The 19,366-nt window shown below is 32.6% G+C and carries 16 protein-coding genes and 2 pseudogenes; 7 read left to right on the forward strand and 11 right to left on the reverse strand.

From position 1 onward, the window contains the following. The 6 genes from F8162_RS28645 to F8162_RS03365 all read right to left on the reverse strand — a co-directional run. On the reverse strand, positions 1-687 hold a 687-nt coding region (locus F8162_RS28645; RefSeq protein ID WP_192797599.1), incomplete at its 3' end, for a hypothetical protein. Between the two features lie 241 nt (positions 688-928). Beyond that, entirely contained in the window at positions 929-1,807 is an 879-nt protein-coding gene (locus F8162_RS03345; RefSeq protein ID WP_151634918.1) for an aminoglycoside phosphotransferase family protein, read from the reverse strand. Next, positions 1,808-2,323: a GNAT family N-acetyltransferase gene (locus F8162_RS03350; RefSeq protein ID WP_151634916.1), complete on the reverse strand. Its 516-nt coding sequence runs from the start codon at positions 2,321-2,323 to the stop codon at positions 1,808-1,810. 26 nt (positions 2,324-2,349) lie between these two features. Then, positions 2,350-2,811: a DUF2691 family protein gene (locus F8162_RS03355; protein ID WP_151634914.1), complete on the reverse strand. Its 462-nt coding sequence runs from the start codon at positions 2,809-2,811 to the stop codon at positions 2,350-2,352. Positions 2,812-3,043: 232 nt separating this feature from the next. After that, the gene (locus tag F8162_RS03360) at positions 3,044-3,478 is read right to left on the reverse strand and encodes a ferritin-like domain-containing protein (protein ID WP_048527760.1); all 435 of its coding nucleotides are present in this window, start codon (positions 3,476-3,478) and stop codon (positions 3,044-3,046) included. Between the two features lie 159 nt (positions 3,479-3,637). Beyond that, the gene (locus F8162_RS03365; RefSeq protein WP_151634912.1) at positions 3,638-4,819 is read right to left on the reverse strand and encodes a YhgE/Pip domain-containing protein; all 1,182 of its coding nucleotides are present in this window, start codon (positions 4,817-4,819) and stop codon (positions 3,638-3,640) included. 171 nt (positions 4,820-4,990) lie between these two features. Between F8162_RS03365 and F8162_RS03370 the strand changes: the two genes are divergently transcribed. Beyond that, complete coding sequence (locus tag F8162_RS03370) at positions 4,991-5,608, forward strand: TetR/AcrR family transcriptional regulator (protein WP_318826078.1); 618 nt, start codon at positions 4,991-4,993, stop codon at positions 5,606-5,608. Positions 5,609-5,665: 57 nt separating this feature from the next. Here F8162_RS03370 and ppsA read toward each other — a convergent pair whose 3' ends face one another. The 3 genes and pseudogenes from ppsA to F8162_RS03385 all read right to left on the reverse strand — a co-directional run. Further along, positions 5,666-8,272: a phosphoenolpyruvate synthase gene (gene ppsA, locus F8162_RS03375; protein WP_151634908.1), complete on the reverse strand. Its 2,607-nt coding sequence runs from the start codon at positions 8,270-8,272 to the stop codon at positions 5,666-5,668. A gap of 119 nt (positions 8,273-8,391) precedes the next feature. Beyond that, positions 8,392-8,733, reverse strand: coding sequence for a YolD-like family protein (locus F8162_RS03380; protein WP_151634906.1), 342 nt, complete (start codon positions 8,731-8,733; stop codon positions 8,392-8,394). Then, positions 8,730-9,797: pseudogene (locus F8162_RS03385) on the reverse strand (Y-family DNA polymerase); the annotation flags it as partial. The pseudogene F8162_RS03385 and the gene F8162_RS03380, both read right to left, overlap by 4 nt. A 171-nt stretch (positions 9,798-9,968) precedes the next feature. Between F8162_RS03385 and F8162_RS03390 the strand changes: the two are divergent. The 5 genes and pseudogenes from F8162_RS03390 to F8162_RS29410 form a co-directional block, all read left to right on the forward strand. Then, a complete protein-coding gene (locus tag F8162_RS03390) occupies positions 9,969-11,354 on the forward strand; it encodes a hypothetical protein (RefSeq protein WP_074651249.1) in 1,386 nt (461 codons plus the stop codon). Further along, positions 11,320-14,202: a hypothetical protein gene (locus tag F8162_RS03395; protein ID WP_151634904.1), complete on the forward strand. Its 2,883-nt coding sequence runs from the start codon at positions 11,320-11,322 to the stop codon at positions 14,200-14,202. The genes F8162_RS03390 and F8162_RS03395 overlap by 35 nt, the downstream gene beginning before the upstream one ends. Positions 14,203-14,295: 93 nt before the next feature. Further along, positions 14,296-16,023, forward strand: coding sequence for a tyrosine-type recombinase/integrase (locus F8162_RS03400; protein ID WP_074651246.1), 1,728 nt, complete (start codon positions 14,296-14,298; stop codon positions 16,021-16,023). A 12-nt stretch (positions 16,024-16,035) separates the two neighbouring features. After that, positions 16,036-16,770, forward strand: a complete 735-nt coding sequence (locus F8162_RS03405; RefSeq protein ID WP_074651245.1) for a hypothetical protein — start codon at positions 16,036-16,038, stop codon at positions 16,768-16,770. 23 nt (positions 16,771-16,793) lie between these two features. Then, positions 16,794-16,907, forward strand: a pseudogene (locus tag F8162_RS29410) (transcriptional regulator); the annotation flags it as partial. A gap of 333 nt (positions 16,908-17,240) precedes the next feature. On the opposite strand, the gene splB reads toward F8162_RS29410, so the two are convergent. Both splB and F8162_RS03420 read right to left on the reverse strand, forming a co-directional pair. Then, positions 17,241-18,269 (reverse strand): spore photoproduct lyase, encoded by a 1,029-nt coding sequence (gene splB, locus F8162_RS03415; RefSeq protein ID WP_076538619.1) that lies wholly within the window; start codon positions 18,267-18,269, stop codon positions 17,241-17,243. After that, a complete protein-coding gene (locus tag F8162_RS03420) occupies positions 18,266-18,529 on the reverse strand; it encodes a transcriptional regulator SplA domain-containing protein (RefSeq protein ID WP_076538621.1) in 264 nt (87 codons plus the stop codon). Before F8162_RS03420 ends, splB begins: the two co-directional genes overlap by 4 nt. A gap of 463 nt (positions 18,530-18,992) precedes the next feature. Between F8162_RS03420 and F8162_RS03425 the strand changes: the two genes are divergently transcribed. Further along, the gene (locus tag F8162_RS03425; RefSeq protein ID WP_000114446.1) at positions 18,993-19,241 is read left to right on the forward strand and encodes a DUF3243 domain-containing protein; all 249 of its coding nucleotides are present in this window, start codon (positions 18,993-18,995) and stop codon (positions 19,239-19,241) included. Positions 19,242-19,366 lie beyond the last annotated feature (125 nt).

Consider the following 19,366-nt stretch of genomic DNA (forward strand, 5'->3'; position numbering starts at 1 on the left):
CTTTTCTACTTCATTAATACTCATGTCTATACATTCTATTAAAATTCGTTCTCTTGCTCTATCAGAAATTATCAATAACCATGTCGCTATGCAACTAATAATAATCCATGTATATATTCCACCAACTGTATAATAAAACGTTTCTCCTACTTCTTTTTTTAAATTTACATCCATAAGAAATACCATATGGAGCTTATTTTGCACTATTAAACTTATAAATCCACTCGATAGCATACCTAATATAAAAGTTTTAAACGTCGTTGCTGTTGTATCTTCAACTATCACTTTTAAATACAATTTAAAAGTCTTCATTTTCTCAATATCGTCTTGGAAATGAAGTCGTATTCTATTTTTTATCGTCGTAAGGTTATCAATAGCGTCATTTTTCGCAATACTATTATCTATAATTTTTTTAATTTGAGCATCTACACTGCGTGTAATTCCCGTCCATTGAAATAGCGTCATTTTATTTTGTTTCTTTTTATAAATAATTCCCAAACAAAATTTAACAAACCATAACGAAAATTTTTGAATATAAATAAAAATACAAACACCAAAAGAATAGATTATAATCATTAATATTTTTAGGGTATTCTCACCAAAAATACAATTTATAGTAGCAGGAAAAAGAAAAATCAATAATAACGTTACTATGAGTACTACAGTAATTTTAAACAGTGCTTTCAATGATGACTCCTCCTATGAAGTGATATTAACTTACATTAACATAAATATATTAATATATCAATTTACAAATACAAAATATGAATTCACCATATTAATCCATCAGGCGGTAAAAAAGATCCATCAATTGTAGCAGTGCAATTCGAAAACGATTACATTTTAAAAGATAAAAGCACTCTAAGTATCGATTAATAATATAAAAAAGCCTCTTTTGAATCCTACAAACAAAAGCGGCTTTTTTATATTACATCCCATAATCATCCACAATCACTCGAATGACACGATACGATTCTTCTGCAACTGCCTTATCACTAGTCTTATTCGCATCATATGTAATTAACGCTTTCCAAAGTCCCCATCCTCTTGCTCTATTCCACGTTTCTTCATCTAAGCGCAATACTTCTTTAAATACATTTCTGCTATTCTTATCAAAAAATATCCATGCCATCGTTGCATCACAAGCTGGATCACCTACTCCTAAAATACCAAAATCAATTACGGCACAAAGCTTTCCGTCCTTAACGAGTAAGTTTCCAGGTGCAACATCTCCATGAACCCAAACTGGCTTACGGTTCCATGTTGACTGAAGTGCTACATCCCAAAGGTGCTTTAATACAGTTTCATCAAAAACGTCCTTATTATTTTCGATAGCATCTCTCGCCTCTTCATCATATACAGATATAAGCCCGCCTCTGTAAAAATTATGCGCTCCGGCTATCGGTCCGTTACTCGCATCAATGGATTGCAATTCTACTAAAAATGAGCCTAAGTCCACCGCAAATTCATTTAAATCACGGACATTTTGTTTCTTAACTGTTTCTCCCTCTATCCACTTATTAATAGACCAAGGCCATGGATACAATTCAGATGGATTTCCTTTCGCAAGTGGTGTAGAAATCGGTAAAGAAAGTTCCCTACTTAATATAGGTAGCCACTTATTTTCTTTCTCTACTTGCGGTGCATATGCTGCATCACTTGGCAATCTGACACTCATCTCATCCCCTAAGTGAAACGTTCTATTATCATGTCCACTAAACTTTACAGGCTTCACTTCTAAATGTGCCCATTTTGGAAACTGTTCTTGTACTAACCTTTTAACTAACTCTGTGTTAATTAAATTCATTCACTTACCCCTTCTCTTTTGAAACTTACTAAGTCCATCTGTACTCCCAACATATTCAAAACCATTTTTCTTATAAAAATTATTCAACGTACGATTATGTCCAACACAATCTAGTTTCAAAAACTCTTTGTCATGTTGTACATTCTCATCTACCCACTGTAAAATCCATTCTCCAATTCCATTTCCCTTATACTTCCGTTTCACCGCAAATCTATGAATGTATAAAGAATTAGAAACTTCCTCCTTACCAAAAATACGTTCATCCCATTCATTTTGTTTAGGAGATACTGTAACCGTACCGATAATTTCATCTTCTTTCGTAACCACATATGTATATTCCCCTCTTATACCTTCTAATATTTCAGCCGTAGCCTCTCCACCTAACAAATACTGCCATTGATCTACTTCTTTATGTTGTAGCCACTCTGCTACTTCTTTTAATAGAGTGATGATGCTATTGCTTTCCTCTTCAGTAGCAGTTCGAATTGTATATTCTTTAACTGTATTTCTCTCCATATCGCTGTTCCCCTTTCCTATCGCTATCATACTGATAAACGCGTTCTACCGTCATTTTCGTCGGTAACGTATTCAACATAATAACCTTGATTCCTTGCGTTTTCATACATCAATTCAATCTTTTTTTGATCTTTAGCGTAAATTGTGACGTATGTACAATCCGCAACTAGTAAAACTAATTCACACTTACTCTCTTTAAATTCTTCATATGTCTCAATATCTACTACTTCCTCTCCTTTTGAATACGCTTTTAAATCTGCAAAAATAACATAATATATATTGTCTTTAAATAAAGTTTTCAAATCTGATCCTTCCACTATACTTGGTTCTTCTGGAAATAATGCCTCTTCCAATCCACCACGTGCTATTAGATATGACTCCTCACTCCCTACCCACCAATCATATGAAGAAATATCAATTGGCTTTAACACTTTCCAAAGTAAATTATCATATTCATTTGGAATATCTACTGTAATTCCTCTTTTCATTTATTTGCTCCTAGCTTATTTATTTTCGTTTTCATTTCATACATTATATACCAAATTCAATTACTATATTTTGTCGATATCTATGTAACTTGTTTTTCACCGCGAAAAAACCGTCCCACCACTTATAAGACGGTTTCTTTATGCTTATATTTAAGTTTTTCATGCAATTGTTGCACCCCGCTTTAAAATAAATTCTAATATATTCATCACATCAGCCATTCATTCTTAATGCTCACTTTGTCTTCACAAAATAATATAAAAACCACACCGCATGATTTTGTTCATCTGCAGCTATTCTGCGCAACAACTCTTTCAGATGTGCATCCGATGTTTCGTCTGAAATTTCCAAATAAAAATCTACTGTCTTCTGTTCATCTTGTATTGCGAATTCTAATCCTTGTAAGTACGTATTTGGACATTCTTCCGTAATTTGTGGTTTCGGCTGCTGACCCGTTAAATTTGTATAGATTTGTACAAAATGATGGAAATGCTTTATTTCATCGTTACGAATCTCAAGAATTTGATTTCGTTCCGCCGTATTTGGAGCCATATTAGCTAATTTCGCATAACAATTTATAGCACTAAACTCTCCGTTAATTGCTTTCTCAATATCACGAATCAGCTTATCATTTTGCCTATACGAATCATAATAATTCGAATTATACATCGTATCCCCTCCATTATTCCGCATAACATTTTATGCAATTTTAAATAGCAGGAGCATGTATACAAAAAGTAACTGCAAATCCGAACTTTTTTATTCCCTTTAACCTATAAGTTAATAAAAGATAAAAACGCTTCACTCCTAGTGAAACGCTTTTATCTTTTATACATTTACTTCCGTTTTATGTTCCTTTACTACACTACGTTTGAAAGCAGACGCTAAAATAATAACCATACTTATTACCCCAATCCAAACGAGCACAGTAAGGGGTGTACTCCAGCTTAATCCTTTTCCAAAGAAGAAGATTTCTCTAAGTCCTTCAATCATAAATCGCATTGGCAACCATGCGTACACCCAGTCTTGGTAAAATGGAGACAACATTTCCGGTGCTAATGATAATAAAGGTGCACCGAAGAATAGTAAGAGAGCGAATAAACCGATTCCCTTTAGTCCAACTAATGAAAGTACCGCCGATATCATTAAGAAGAAACTAAAGGATGTAATAGATAAAAACAGTGCTGTATCAGTGAAATTTGAAATATTTAAACCTATCATATCATCTGCAATCCATGTAAGACCGAACCCAATGACAAGTGCCGCGACAGCCCCTGTTATGATTTGCTTTAGTTTTAATACAAAGTTTTCTTTTCTTGTACCTACTGGAATTTTACTTATCGCAATAAAGATAATTGCCGCACTCGCTAAACTTGCAATCCATAACGGCTGAAATAAAGAAATTGGCGAGTTACCGTTCGCACTATTTTTGCCGATTTCATTTACGTTTGTCACTTTCTTTGTAATCGGTGTTACTACATTTGAAACTTGTTCCGCTGTTAATGTAGCTCCTTTTGCTTTCAATCCTTCTAATAGTTGTGTACGAACAGTAATATTCATATTATCAACGATCGCATGTAACATTTGCCCTGCCATAGTTGAAGCCGCTGTATTCATTCCTTGATTTATGAATATTTCTACCTCTGGCGAAGATGGCTGTGGTGTTCGTAATGATGCTTGTTTTGTACTAAAGTCTTTCGGAATAACTAATGCTGCGTAATACTCTTGATTATTTAAGCCTTTTTGAACTGCTTCTTTATTTTTCACTTCTACCCACTTCACCGCAGGTTCTTCCTCTGATTTTGATGTCTTTTTCATATTATCAACAATCGTTTGCCCCATATTCATCTTCGGTTGATTCGGAATTTCTACTCCTTGATCCTCATTTACAATTGCGATTGGCAAATTTTTCGGCTGAGGTTGAACCGTTGGAAATAACGTTAATGAAAAAACAAAAACAACAAGTAGTGCAATAATTGGTGATACCAATAAAAGTTTATTTTTAAACATTTTCTTTTCTCCTCCTTACATTTGATTTATAATAACCAACAACGTGTTGTTTATTTATATTTTGAATTATATGTTCGAGTTGAACCTTATACAATAATCAAAAATTGTGAATGTGTCGGTTATAAGACACATCCTTGAAATGTGTTGGCTAAAATTAAGGAGGGACATGCTTTGCGCGATAGTAATTTAGATTTACGTGTTGTTCGTACGAAAACTGCTATACGAAATGCATTTGTGGAATTAATTGAAGAAAAAGGTTTTGACGCCATTACAGTGAAAGATATTACAACGAGAGCGAACATAAATCGTGGTACTTTCTATGCGCACTATCAAGATAAATTTGATTTAATGACGAAATGCCAAGAAGAAATTATGCATGAGTTTTCTAGCATTGCCAAGCAGAGATTGCCTGAAGTTATTGCGGATCTTGGGTCCAATCCTTCCCCAACAATGCCGTTTATACTTATCACTTCTATTCTTGAATTTCTAAATGAAAATAGTGATTTTATGAGAGCTGTATTAAGTCCAAAAGGAGATTTGTCTTTCCAAACAAAACTGAAAGACTTTATGTGGAAAACAATATTTGAAGATACGAATGGCGCTCTCATTAATAAGGAGAATTTACTTGTCCCAAGCCAATATCTAGCTTCTTATATGGCATCTGCTCATATTGGTGTTATTCAGCAATGGTTAAATAACGGACAAAAAGAAACACCTGAGGAAATTGCTCGTATTTTATCAACAATCGCTGTTCATGGACCTTTTTATGCGGCCGGTTTAAAGAAATGAGCCAGCTATATATGACAAAAGATCATCCACTATAATAGCGGATGATCTTTTGTTTCATTACAACACTTCAATATATCCTTCTGTTCCATGTACTCGAATTCGTTGTCCGTCTTTTATTAATTTCGTAGCATTCTCTACTCCGACGACTGCTGGTAATCCGTATTCACGTGCAATCACTGCTCCGTGCGTCATAAGTCCACCAACTTCAGTCACTAACCCTTTTATAGACACAAATAATGGTGTCCAGCCAGGATCAGTAAAAGCAGTAACTAATATATCGCCCTCTTCTAAATTCGCTTCTTCCATACTTAAAATAACGCGAGCTCTCCCCTCTATAACTCCTGAAGAAACAGGCAAACCTACAATCACATCAGCTGGGAGGTTTTCTCGTTTATACTTACCTGTAATGATTTCTCCATCAGACGTCATAACGCGCGGAGGTGTTAGTTTTTCATATAATTTGTACTCATTTTTTTGTTGATGAATAACCTTGTAATCTAGTTTATTCGTGCGAACGACTTCATGAAGCTCTTCAAAAGTTAGATAGTATATATCATCGATTTCACGAATGACACCGCTCTGCACAAGTTGCTCAGCTTCTTTCAATAATGCCTGCTTATATATGAAATAACGATTAATCATGCCGTATTTTGGATATTCACGATAACCAATAAAATTACGGATGTTTCGAATCATTCGCTTCGTTTCTTCTACTTTTTGTTTTCCATCCGGCAAGTACTGCAATCGCTCCACTAACTCTTCTTCTTTTTTCAAAGCTTCTTGCAGTCCTTCTGCAAATTTCCGTTTACTCGCACCATATTCAAAATCTCTTATATTATTTAAAATCATCGGGATAATGGTTGTTGGCTTTTCACTCCAGCGCGTTTTCGTAATATCGATTTCTCCGCTGCATCTCATTCCGTATTTATTTAGAAAAGCATCGATTGCCTCTCGAGCTTTTTCTCCGCCTTTAAATTGAACTACTTCATCTAAAAAGCTATCATTTTCTACATGTTGTAAATACGCAATAACTTCTGGATATGGCCGAATCACATCAGCAACATCCATTAATGCTAGCCCCATTTCAGACGTAATATTATTTTGTACGGATTGAGAAAGTGTGTCTGCTGCATTCTTTTCGCCTAACCATTGCTCCATTTTTTCATTCATCCATGTTGAAGCATTCATACCTGCCATAATGACAGCCATACTTTGCGGGTTAAATAATACTTTCTTTAATTGCTGCATATCTTCCAAAATAAAATGGAGTACATCCACCCCTGATTTCGTTTTCATGTTTCGTTTTAGCTCTTCGATCGATGCTTGACTATTCTTTATTAAACTCGTAACGATTACCCGGTCGGTTTCAATTTGTTGTTGCGAGCTTGCTGATGGCGTGCTTTTCCTGACACTCTTTTCTTTTTCATCATCCGATAACATTTTAATAAAATTATCTCGCTCGATTATAGTCGTTAATGCATCTCTTACGAGCGGATCCGATTTTCCTAAAGTGTTTATTAAGTAATCTCTGCTAGCAGGTGAAGCTAATTGTTGCGTAGCATCCACAAACAGCCTTCCTCCCGCTTTACGCATAGGAGCATTAGTCGTTAACAAGAAAAAAGATAACCCTAGTGGTTTCATCGCATCGGTCATCATTTGCTGGTGACCAACCGATACATACACATGATTTTCCTCATCATTTACTTCTGGTATTGGATATAAAGTCGTGATTGGGCGACTTTGGACAATATAAAATGTATCATCCACTAAACACCATTCAATATCTTGCGGACAACCAAAATAAGCTTCAATCTGTCTTCCGATCTGTGCTAGTTGTAAAATTTGTTGTTCAGACAATGTTTGAATTTTTTGCTGAGCCAGATCAATCTGTTTCGTTTCTGTTCCGCCCTCTTGTAAGGCATAAATAGCTAATTTTTTAGTTGCTATCATCTTTCCGGTAATTTCGCCTTCTTTTACTTTATAATTATCGGCAGAGACCAGTCCTGATACTAATGCCTCACCAAGTCCAAAACTTGCATCAATTGATAATACCTTTCGGTTAGAAGTAACCGGATCAGCAGTAAATAAAATGCCCGATGCCTCAGGGAAAACCATCTTTTGAACGACAACACATATAGAAACTTGATTATGTTCAAACCCATTTTGCATGCGGTACATAACTGCGCGCTCTGTAAATAAAGAAGCCCAACACTTTCTTACATGCTGTAAAATCGCTTTTTCTCCGATAATATTTAAATACGTATCTTGTTGACCAGCAAACGAGGCATACGGTAAATCTTCAGCCGTAGCACTAGAACGTACGGCATACGCATGTTCATTTCCAAAACGTGAGAGATAATGAGCTACCGCTTCCACTACATCAGAAGGGATTTTTACTGTCATAATGACTTCTCTAATCTTCTTGCTAATTTCATCAATTTGAGCTCGCTCTTCCTTTTTCAACTTTGTTAATTGCTGCAACAAAGTGTGAAACTCTTCATTTTGCTCGATGGCCTTTTCATATCCTACCGTTGTAACACAAAATCCTTCTGGCACTTGTATCCCTTGAATGTTGGATAACTTCCCTAAATTCAAACCTTTTCCACCAACGAGTGAAAGCTGCGTTTTTCCTATTTCCTGAAAATCGAGAACGAAAGAACTCATGTAACATCTCTCCTTATTATGCATGTGTTCTTGATTGTAGCAGTAGTAAATACGAATAAACAGTCTATTTCGAACTTGATTTACATGATATAATTAAGTTAGGAAGAGATATTCCCCCTCTAATTCACTTCAATTACATCACCAAACTTAAATATCCTTTGATTATGAAAAGCATCCTTACAAGTAATCGTCTTATTTAACGGATTTATATCAGCTACTGTTATGTAATTTTTATATAGATAGCCATCTTTATAATATGTAAGTAAAACCTCTTCCTCACCTAAATATGAAATTAACAGGTTATTTTCAATCCTTTCTTTTGCATCTTGCGTTAAGATTGGACGCGGGACTTTTGTTTGCTCCTGTATCATTTCTTTAATACAGACGAACTGCTCTGGCATACTAGCAAACGGTTGCCACTTTACCATTCCTCTTCCTTTTGGCATATTAGCATTCTTCACGATTTGTGTCCTCCTAATAATGTGTTTCTATATCTTGTTGTTGCGACGCTTGTGTAGGAAATTCCACGTAAAATACTGTTTTTACCAAATCTTGTTCGAATTTCGTCCATAACCTTCGTTAATCTCATTTCTTTCTCTCTTTGTATAATGTTATCGAAAAGCGAAATTTGCTCTTCTCCTTCATGTATTAAATTTGTTAAGGAAAGGCTTATCGATCGAATCGGCTCTCCTGTATGCCTCTCGTATAAAAAATAGGTACAAACATTGTAAATGTCCATCGTTAAATTTGTTGCTCTATTTAACGTATGTGCTTTTTTTATTCCTCCTCCGTATTCCTTACTATATCCAACTGAAAAATGAATCGTTTGTGCATATTTCTTTTCCCTTCTCAATCTGTAACAAACTTCTTCTACATGCTCTAGTAAAATAACGATGAACTCTTCTATCGAATAATCACGAAATAATATTTGGCTTTTCGCTATAGATGTTGTTGCTGGAACATATTTCTCTGCTATTCTGCTAAAATCAATCCCGTTACTATGCAAGTGTAATTCTTCTCCTATTACACCAAATGATTGTTTTAAATATTTCAAAGGGTACTGCGCTAAATCCCCAATCGTATGTATACCTTTTCGATTTAATTTCATTTCCGTTTTATACGATATACCCCAAAATTTACTGAGCGGTCTAATACTCCATAACTTCTCGGGTATATCGTCATACGTCCACTGCGTTATTCCATCTTTATTCTTTTTCGCTTCCACATCCATCGCTACTTTACTCAATAATAAATTCGGACCAATACCAATCGTACTTTCAATCCGTGTACGCTCATATATTTCTCGCTTGAACTTTAATGCAAACTCGCACGGATTACTCGCAAACAAATGAATACTTGCGGTCATGTCCATAAAAAACTCATCAATACTATATTGATGGAAGTCTTCCGGCGCAACATACTGTAAAGCTAAACCTGTTATGTAAGTTGAACACTTCATATACGTATGCATAATCGGATTCACAATAATAATAATATCTGGCCGCTTCGGTATTTCGTACAATCTTTTATGTGGGTGATTTCGCTAATAATTAAAATTTAAAATAAATATTCTGAATTATATGTTGATTAACAGGTAATTTACAGATAAACTTAATTTATCTCAAGATGATATTTTAAGAGATTAATCAATTAGGAGGACTTTAAGCATTGGTTAGATTACTAAAGGAGGATGCTATTGGATCCGAATAATAGAAATATCAAGTTCAGTGTGAAGAAAGCATGTGTCGATATTGGAAATGACTATCAAGTGGAGTATGCAACTATAGTTGTTGAAGACACTAAGACTAAGTTTTTTAGAGTTCACCCTACAACCAATTTTATTAAACAACGCTATGGGAAAACAGATCACAATTTTAACTCGCAAAAAAGAGCTGCTGATGTCATTGTACAGTTCTTAAATTGGCTATTAATTGAAAAATACAGTACTTATCAAATAAGTTCTTTAAAACAACTTACCTTATCACATGGTGTTGATTTCTTGAATTATTTAAAAACCACTAAATATAAAAAAAAGAAAGATAGAAATAGCGTATACAGGTCTAGAGGGACTTTAGAACATGCAGATCTGTACTTAAGATATTTTTTTAAATTCTTAAAAGATCAACACATCCTTCAAGGTGCATTAGCAGATGTTATTGAAAAACATACATACAAAGCAAATAATAAAGAAATAATTAGCTCTATTTTTATTGGAAATGGTTTTTCACTCCCAGCAAAAAACGTTACAAGACATGAATTTAAACTAGAGCACTTCCCTCACCCCCAATTAATTACTTTATTATTAGAAGTATCTGATTTGGTAGCGCCAGAAATTTCTTTTGGGATTTATCTACAAATATTTGGTGGATTACGCAGAGGTGAAGTTGTTAATGTCTTACGAAGTGACCTTCGCGAAATCGGTCCTAATGGAGAACATGGTTTATCTGTTAGGATAGGCTACAAACCTTATATATGGGAAAGATTAAATGATATTTCATCTTGCTCAGTTAAAAGAGATACTAAACTTTTCCCTATACAACCCATTCAAGTTATCCCAACTATTTCAGTCCCTATTTTAAAAAGTTTGAAGATACGATTAGAAACGTTACAAAAATCGAACAGACATAATGCGCTATTTGTTGATAATAATGGTAATCCAATGAGTGGTGATACTTATGATGCTCGTTTTAATAAAGTTAAGCGTAAATTTTTAATGACTGTAAAAAAGAAAATGCCTGCTTATTTCTCTCTACTTTCATCTAATACCTGGGGGACGCATATTGGTCGACGAATATATACTAATCTGATGGCAAAGATCGTTAAAAGTCCAGCTGAGTTAGCTATTCTTCGAGGAGATAAAAGTCTTGAATCTGCCCTTGTTTATATGAGCAAAGAAGCAATTCGTGAAGAAATACAAGAAGGTTTACAACAGATGTATCAAGAGAATATGAACACCAACGATAATTTAGATGAAGAAGCAATTAGTTTAGCACAGCAATATAACAATAATTTTATAAATTCCATTTTAAGAGAGGGTGCTGTAAATTTTGAGTCGATTACTAATACAGAAAGAAGTTATTGAGTTAACTGGTTTCAGTGCAGATAAAGTTAGACGGTTAGCAGAATTAAACCTAATTAAGTTTAACGGAAAATATTATCAGCAAGATTCCATACTACAATACTTAGATTATGAAAAAGGAATAATTGATACTTCTTTCAACATCAATGATTTTACAAAATTTGTACAGATACCGAAGTATACCGGCATTCAGAATCTTCAATCGCATTTCCCTGAAGAATTTCACCTTCTTGAAATAATAAAATTAACTTTTCCGATCAACGGAAAGTATATTTTCATCACAAAAGAATCCTCCCTCACCTTTAGAAATACTTTAGATAAAAAAAGAGTACTATTTTCTACTCATATTTCCACAAAAGAAGCTAATAAAAGATATGGTTTTGGATTTGCTAGAATTAAATATTATACAAAAATCAAAAAATTAAATCCTATTATAGCTCCTCCTAATATTAGTGAACGCGGCTTGTATTATCCTATCGAAGAACTAGAAGCAGTCGCCGCAGAAGAACAGACCTTTTTAGAAGAGCATTATTCAGTTTCTGCAGTAAAAAAAATGCTTGGATACGCTGAAAGTAGCTTATGTTCAATTATGGCTCTAGTTGAAGAAGGGTTTTTAACCTTTCGGAAAACGGAATATGGAATAATTAATGAAAATGCTGGCAACAATACATTTTGGATAACAAAAGAGTCTGTTCATTCATTTTTAGATTTATTGGAAAATAAGTATTTGAAGCTAGAGCATATAGAGAATAAGTTAAAACTTTCACACATACATTTACTTTCGGTTTTTTCAAACAATGACAAGCTCATTATAAGTAAACAAATATACATAAAAAAAGAAAAAGCATTTAAACTTTTAGAAAGATATGACTTAAAAAGTATAGAAAAGGCTTACTCTCCGAATCCCAATATCCCTTCTACTATCTATGACTACTATACTTTAAAAGGTATCGCATCTCTTTCCTCAAGAACTGAAAAAACCTTATATAAACTGCTGCAAAAATCTGAATATAAGAACCTTTTTAAAGATTATATAGAACCCATTAATCAAGAAGAGTTTTGGAAAATCAGCAAAAAAGAAGTCGATAATTACTTAAAAGAAATAATAAAACTGAGAGAAAAATATTATACACGCGCTGAATTATTAAAAAAATTACAGTTACCAAATAACTTTCAATACATCCCTATCTCTTCTATAAAAGTACCGTTGCATATGAAGTTTTTCACCAATATTTTAAGTAGTTATCTATATGATAAACAAGAAGCACAACTTTTTTTAGATAACCCAGAACTATCTCACCTTATTTTTAAACAATCGCACCTTAGCCTTAGCGATTATATAAAATCATTTATTGATTTAAGAAAATTTCCTGAAAGCCTTAAAGAAACCGTAGATCTCTTAAAGTCTTTTACTGAGCAAAATCTTTCAGCAAAACAAGCTAACCCTGATACATTAAACAGTTATAAAAGAGAATATCTAATTGCGATAGAATATTTAATTAAATATCCCCTCAAAAAAGAACTCTATCTTTTCGATAATACTGAAGTACAGTTATTTATTGAGAAATGCTCCTCAACACATCATAAAACCTGTTTATGGAGGATCTTAACTTTTATAGAAAAAGAAAGATTATGTAGATATTCACTAAAAAAGTTACCCAATCCACGTAAACAAAGGCTTAAAAAAGAACAAGAAAAACTTTGTTTTGATGATTGGCTAGAAATTTATAAGTATGCACAGAAAATCGATGCACACTTACATCAAGCTATTATTGATAAACAGTATGCAAATTTATGGTTATTCGTCATAATACTCTTAACTAACGCTTGGAGACCTAGTGATGTTTTTCGAATACCCCCTATACAGCCTGAAATTATTGGTATCCCTAACATTGATTGGCTTACGCATCATAAAATTACTAAACCTAAGGCACAAAAAATTATAAATATTATCCGTAGTTATAATTTAGTTACAGCTAAAAACGGAATGCCTAGGGATTTCACATGCAATCTTGATCTACTTGAACCAATGGTAACTGCATTGTGTATTTGTGAATTTCATAGACGGAAGTCTAATATTCCAACAATAATGGACTTTACGACCGAAAGAAAAAAGAAGAATACTATTAAAGGGAGTGATTTTAATCATTTTTTTGGAAGAAATATGAATCTAAAACACATTAAATTTTCTCCTTTAATCGCTAACCGTTCATTGATGGAACATTTATTTTATTCTATTCAAGAGAAAAAAGGGAAAGGTAATTCAGCATTTGAACTAGTGATGAAATTACGTAAACATAAAACTGAAGTTACAAAGGAATACATAAGTGATGGAGGAAATACAATCTCTCTCCACTTATTTTCTCGAGGAGAATTTGGCTTTTTATATGACCATTTAATTGAACTTCTTACAGATAAGCGTGAAAGTACGTTATCCCAAAGAACACTAGACATTTGCCAACTCAAACGATTTTTCGAACCATTTGAGGTTGAAAATTTTTCTTATTTTTTATCTAAAGTAATGAACGATGAAGAACAAAATTTAATGGATAAACTCTTATCCTTAACCCCAGATCAAGCATTTGAACACATGCGAAAAATGTATTTAGGACATATGCCATCAAAAAACTTAGATGCACAATGTTTAATTTATCCTAATTGTCATAGACCATCTAACATGTTTAGTTGTAATCAATGTCCCTTTGCAGTGCATAACGTTTATGCACTAACCTCCATATTCAATGAATTTGATGATAGCATTCAAAGGTATAAAAATACAAACAAAAATGGAGTAAAACAAAGAGAACAAAATACTATTTTAAATTACAAAACCTTCTTATTAAAGCAATAGAAAAATTTGGTGAGGACTATGTATTTAGTTTTTATACTGGCGGAGAAAATGTCTTTGTACAGCAATTAAACCTTATAGAGGAGTGATCTTTTCTTGTCACAAATGAAAATTCAAGGTAACTTATATGGAATTAATTATCCTCAGGAATTTTCGGAGGATGAGTTTCTAAAAGAGCATTCAATTGAAAATGCAAAAGAAATTATTGCAGAACTTACTTTAAACAAAGTTTTTTTAGATGGAAAATTCGATGATGATTCCTGGGTTTTAATAAATAACAAAGAACTAAATATACGTAAATATTTTAATTTTCAGGACATCTTGGATACTGAAATTAAAATTAAAGCCAAGTGTTGGATTTTAAATTATTTACTGACAGTAGCACCTAGTTCTGCAACAGTGTATTTAAATAACTTAAAAAATTTTTTGCTTCTTACAAATTATTTATCATGCCTTGATATCGATGAAATAGAAGCTTCTTTAAATGAATTTAAATTATCAGTTCGATACAACGTTTTAATTTCCGGAATAAATTTCTTGGACTACATATATGGTAGTCAAGTAACTAAATCTAAAATAGAATTATTTTCAAATCAATTACGGTCAATAGTATCTAAGTTTTTCTTTTCTAATACCAGAGACCTCCCCCCTTATAAAGACATTATCAGGTTTAGTTTTATCCTTACTTCATTCTCTAACGTTTGGGATGAAAAATTAGAACTGAAGTTTTTCCCAGTTTTATTGTGGTGGAAATTAACATCTGTTATACCAATGAGACCTTCTGAGTTTTGTTCTATTAAAAGAAACTGCCTATCTATTCAAGGTAATGATTTTTTTATAACTTTGCCTAGACAAAAACAAAAAGCTACATCAAAAACTTTTGAAGTACCTAATACCCTACCGATTTCTAAAGAGCTCTACAATCTCATAAAACGCTATATTCACATTTCAGATTCGTACGGTGAAACAACCACTCTTATATCAGCTGCTGTATATCGTAGTACATTAAACTATCCTACACAATCAAAACGTAGGATATTAAATCAAAACCATTTTTTTCTTTATATGTTTAATAATTTACTACATGCTTTTTATTCTGAAGTTTTAAAGGATATATATGGTCTGGAACCAATAGACAAATCAAAGTGGCTAAAAGAAAAAAATAGCGTAATAAAATTAAGATCTAATGATGGTTTGAGTGAATTTACTGCTGAGAAACAAATTATCAAAATCCAACCGAATGACACAAGACATTTTGCAATTTGTAGTATGATGATTCAAGGATTTAATCCATTAACTATTGCACGTATGGCTGGTCATCAACATATTGAATCACAATACCACTATCAAAAGCATATTGAATTTTTTATAGATTCCAAAGCGTATGAAGCAACATTATTAAATCGTTTAACAAATTCATCTAGGGATACAAACTATAACTCCACGCTTGTAATAAAGGATTTAATTAACAGGTCCTTAGCTCCTGAGGAAATGTTTGAGTATAAAGAGGAAGTCGAAATTGGCTATTGCACAGATGAATTAAGACGATGTGAATCAAGAATTTGCATTTTCTGCTCTAAAAATTGGATCCCTCGTGAAGAAATAGAAAGTAATTTTAAAGAAATTGTTGAATTAAAAACTGAATACAGCAAAAAACTAAAAATTAGAGCACACACACTATCGAGAATTTATAAAGATATTAAAATAGAATATAAATCTTGTAGAGTAAATCCTTTAGAACTAGCTGAACTGGCTAGAGAGTCTAAATTAACAAACAGTGAAATACATGATTATGCTGTACTTATTTCAAAAATTTTCGAGTAAAAGGTGAGATAATTGAGCAAATTAAAAAATCCCAAAGGTGCTGGACGTAAAAGAAAATATGACAATCCGGCGGAACAAACTAGATTAAAGAAATTAGTTTATCTTTACAGAGAAAGAAATCCTTCAGGAATAATTAAAATCTCTCATTTAGTAAGATTTTCAGAAGAAATGAATAAAATAAAACCCGATGAATTTCCATCAACATATAATAAAGATGTTTGGAGTAACTGGGGAAGAGAAATAATTAATCTAGCAAACGAACCAATTACTATTAAAATCGTGTCAGAATTAGGTGATCATCATGAAATACCTAATTTTTCTGATATCGTTGATAAGTATATGCATGATAAACCAAAGCTTTTAGAACATTTGTTAACATGTGAAAATTTACTACATGAATCGTTAACCAAAAATAATGACTTTAAATTGCAAAATAATATACTTGAGAAGCAAATTAATTCACTAAAACTTGAAATATCTGAACTGGAAGGAACGATTAAAAAATATGAAAAAATGACCTTAGAAATGGCTCATCATAGTGGTGTCGAAAAATATAGAGTAAAGTACGGCTTAAAAAATCAAATATCTGTATCAAAAAATCAGAAGGCTTTTGATAATTTGGACGACCTTCACTCATTTCTCGATCCTGATTTAACCCTCAAAAATAACGAAGAAAAAAATAGTCTAAAAAAAATTGTAAAAGAAGAATCCCCTATCTTAGCTAACTGGAAAAAATTACGGAATTAAATCCAGTAACAATTATAACTAAATTTCTGAGTATCATTACTTCTCTAATACATCAAAAAAATATTGATGAATTGCAATTCATCCTAAAGTTTATTCATAGCTTCTCTGAGTTCGTAGAAAGGAACAGTATAAAATAATGACTGCAACATGTCCTTAAATAATAATCAAAACATTTACTTACAATAAATGTTTTAAATCATCTAAAATTACTAAAAAGATTTCCTCGCGCATAAGAAATATCTGTATTTTATCTACAGCTGAAATGTAAAGTACTTCTTATCCACTTTTGAACTTAAGAAATTTAATACCATTTAATAAAAAAGTTATCCTTTCTAACACATTTAGAAAGGATAACTTTTTACATTTTTTAATTTATAACATTAACTTTAGACTAAATGAACATACATGCAATTTTGAACTTTAAACGCATATTTTTAATTAAACTTTTTATATTAAGAATCTCCATTATATTATGTAAAATACTCTAATTTTGCATTTGGAAAAAATTTATTCATATATGAATAAAGTTGATTTTTTATATCATCTTCTTCTTCTTTTTGATAAATATATTTACCAATTCCATATTTCCCCCATTTATATCTTCTTCTCTCTTCATCTAATTCTAATTTTGTCATAGGATAATTTTTTTCAATCACTCTCTTTGCAGGCTTTGTAAAACGATGTTGAATAAATTCAAATGTAATGTCATCTCTTACATCAAGAGGTAATTCAGCATCTAGACGTTCAAACATAAGAAAATACCCGTTCTGCCAACCTTCATGAAGATAAATAGGAGCCACTATGAACCCTAATGGGTATCCTGCTCTAGCTACTTTTCCTGCTGCTTCAATTCGTTTAGCTAAAGGGGACGTACCTGGTTCAAAGTTTTTAATAACATAATCAGCATTTACACTAAATCGAAATCTTGTTTTTCCATTATGTTTTGCATCAAGTAAATGATCTACATGATGAAATTTTGTAACAAACCTCAGCTTTCCGTATTTTGATTCCCCAAAATGCTCAATTGCCCGTTTTAGCGTATGTGTTAAGTGATCAATTCCTACAATATCTGATGTACAAGAAGCTTCAAATCTGGTTAATTCTGGCTCACGAGCCTCCATGTATTTGTCAGCGGCTTCTAAGATTTCATCAACATTTACATAAGTACGGATATATGGCTTACTTCCCATTGTTGTCTGTAAATAGCAATAATGACAATGTCCCATACACCCTGTTGCAAAAGGAATTGCATACTCCGCTGAAGGTTTGGAAGTATCAAATTTCAGCGTTTTTCTAACACCAACAACAAGTGTAGATTTTGCTAATCGATACTTTTGAAAATCATTATCGCCTGGCAAATCTCTTACTTGATTATGGGAAGTAGTATGTCGAATTTCAACATCCATCTTTGAAAACTTCTCAAACAGCTCTTTCCCCAAAGGATAATCTAATGCTTTAGGTTCAAAATATACGAGCTTAGGCATAAATGGCTTATTCATTCCAACATCCCCTCTGGAATATCACCATAATAGTAAGTGTACGCTTGGTTTGCCTCTTCTTCCGTAGAATAAACCGCCATCTCATTTGTTAGTGGATAATACGTTTCGTAAAGGAACAACGCTAATTCATTTGGTCTCTCAGGGTTATTTACAACTGCTGCGGCTTGTATATTTGCTACATCTTGAGTGTGGGGATTTCGATAAAAAATATAGACAATATCTCCAGCATAATAAGTTTTACTTTCATTAGAAAGCTCCATTCAATCACCTTTTCTTTAAAAAAAATTGTAATGTGCAAAGTAATACATTCTAAATTTTTTCCTATAGTCCATAAAAATATGTCTACTTTTATCAAGAAGAATCTTTATTTTGAATTACATTTATGATTGACGCTATGGAAAGATATCCCCACACGCTCATAACCGATTAACTTAAGAGCAGAAACCAAATAGAATTTCCTTTATCAGGACTAAAATATTCTTAAAAAAATAGTACACTCTTAATTCTCTTTCTTCGTACTGAGTACATATCTATTTGAAGTATTAGTACCACAATGGCCTAGTTTGAAAGAACATTTTTTAGTCCTTTAAATTTGTTACACCAAAACCAACTTAATTGGGGTAAACGATGGTTGACATTGTTAAAATAAAAATTTTTACATATAAAATAAGAATTTGCACAAAGTAAGTATGGTTCTATTACTTAAAAGTGAGGTGATTAATTATGTCAGTGCTAGACAATTTTGATCAATGGAAAAGCTTTTTAGGAGAACGATTAGAACAAGCCGAAGGAAAAGGAATTGCTGGTGAGGCAGTTTCAGATATGGCATTCCGTGTAGGTGATTATTTGGCAAATGAAGTAGAGGCGCGAAATGACCAAGAAAAACTATTAGCTGAGCTTTGGAAAGTTGCTAATGAACAGGAACAACATACAATTGCCAATTTAATGGTGAAGTTTGTCCAACATAAATAAACAATTATGCATTTTTAGTCACACTTCTATATGAAAAGAGTGTGACTATTTATTTTTTTAGACTCCCATACTCTTTTCATATAGAAATGTGTTTAATATTTGATTTATTTTATGTAACTGGTTTT

The sequence above is a fragment of the Bacillus sp. CH140a_4T genome (assembly GCF_008923725.1).
GTDB lineage: Bacteria > Bacillota > Bacilli > Bacillales > Bacillaceae_G > Bacillus_A.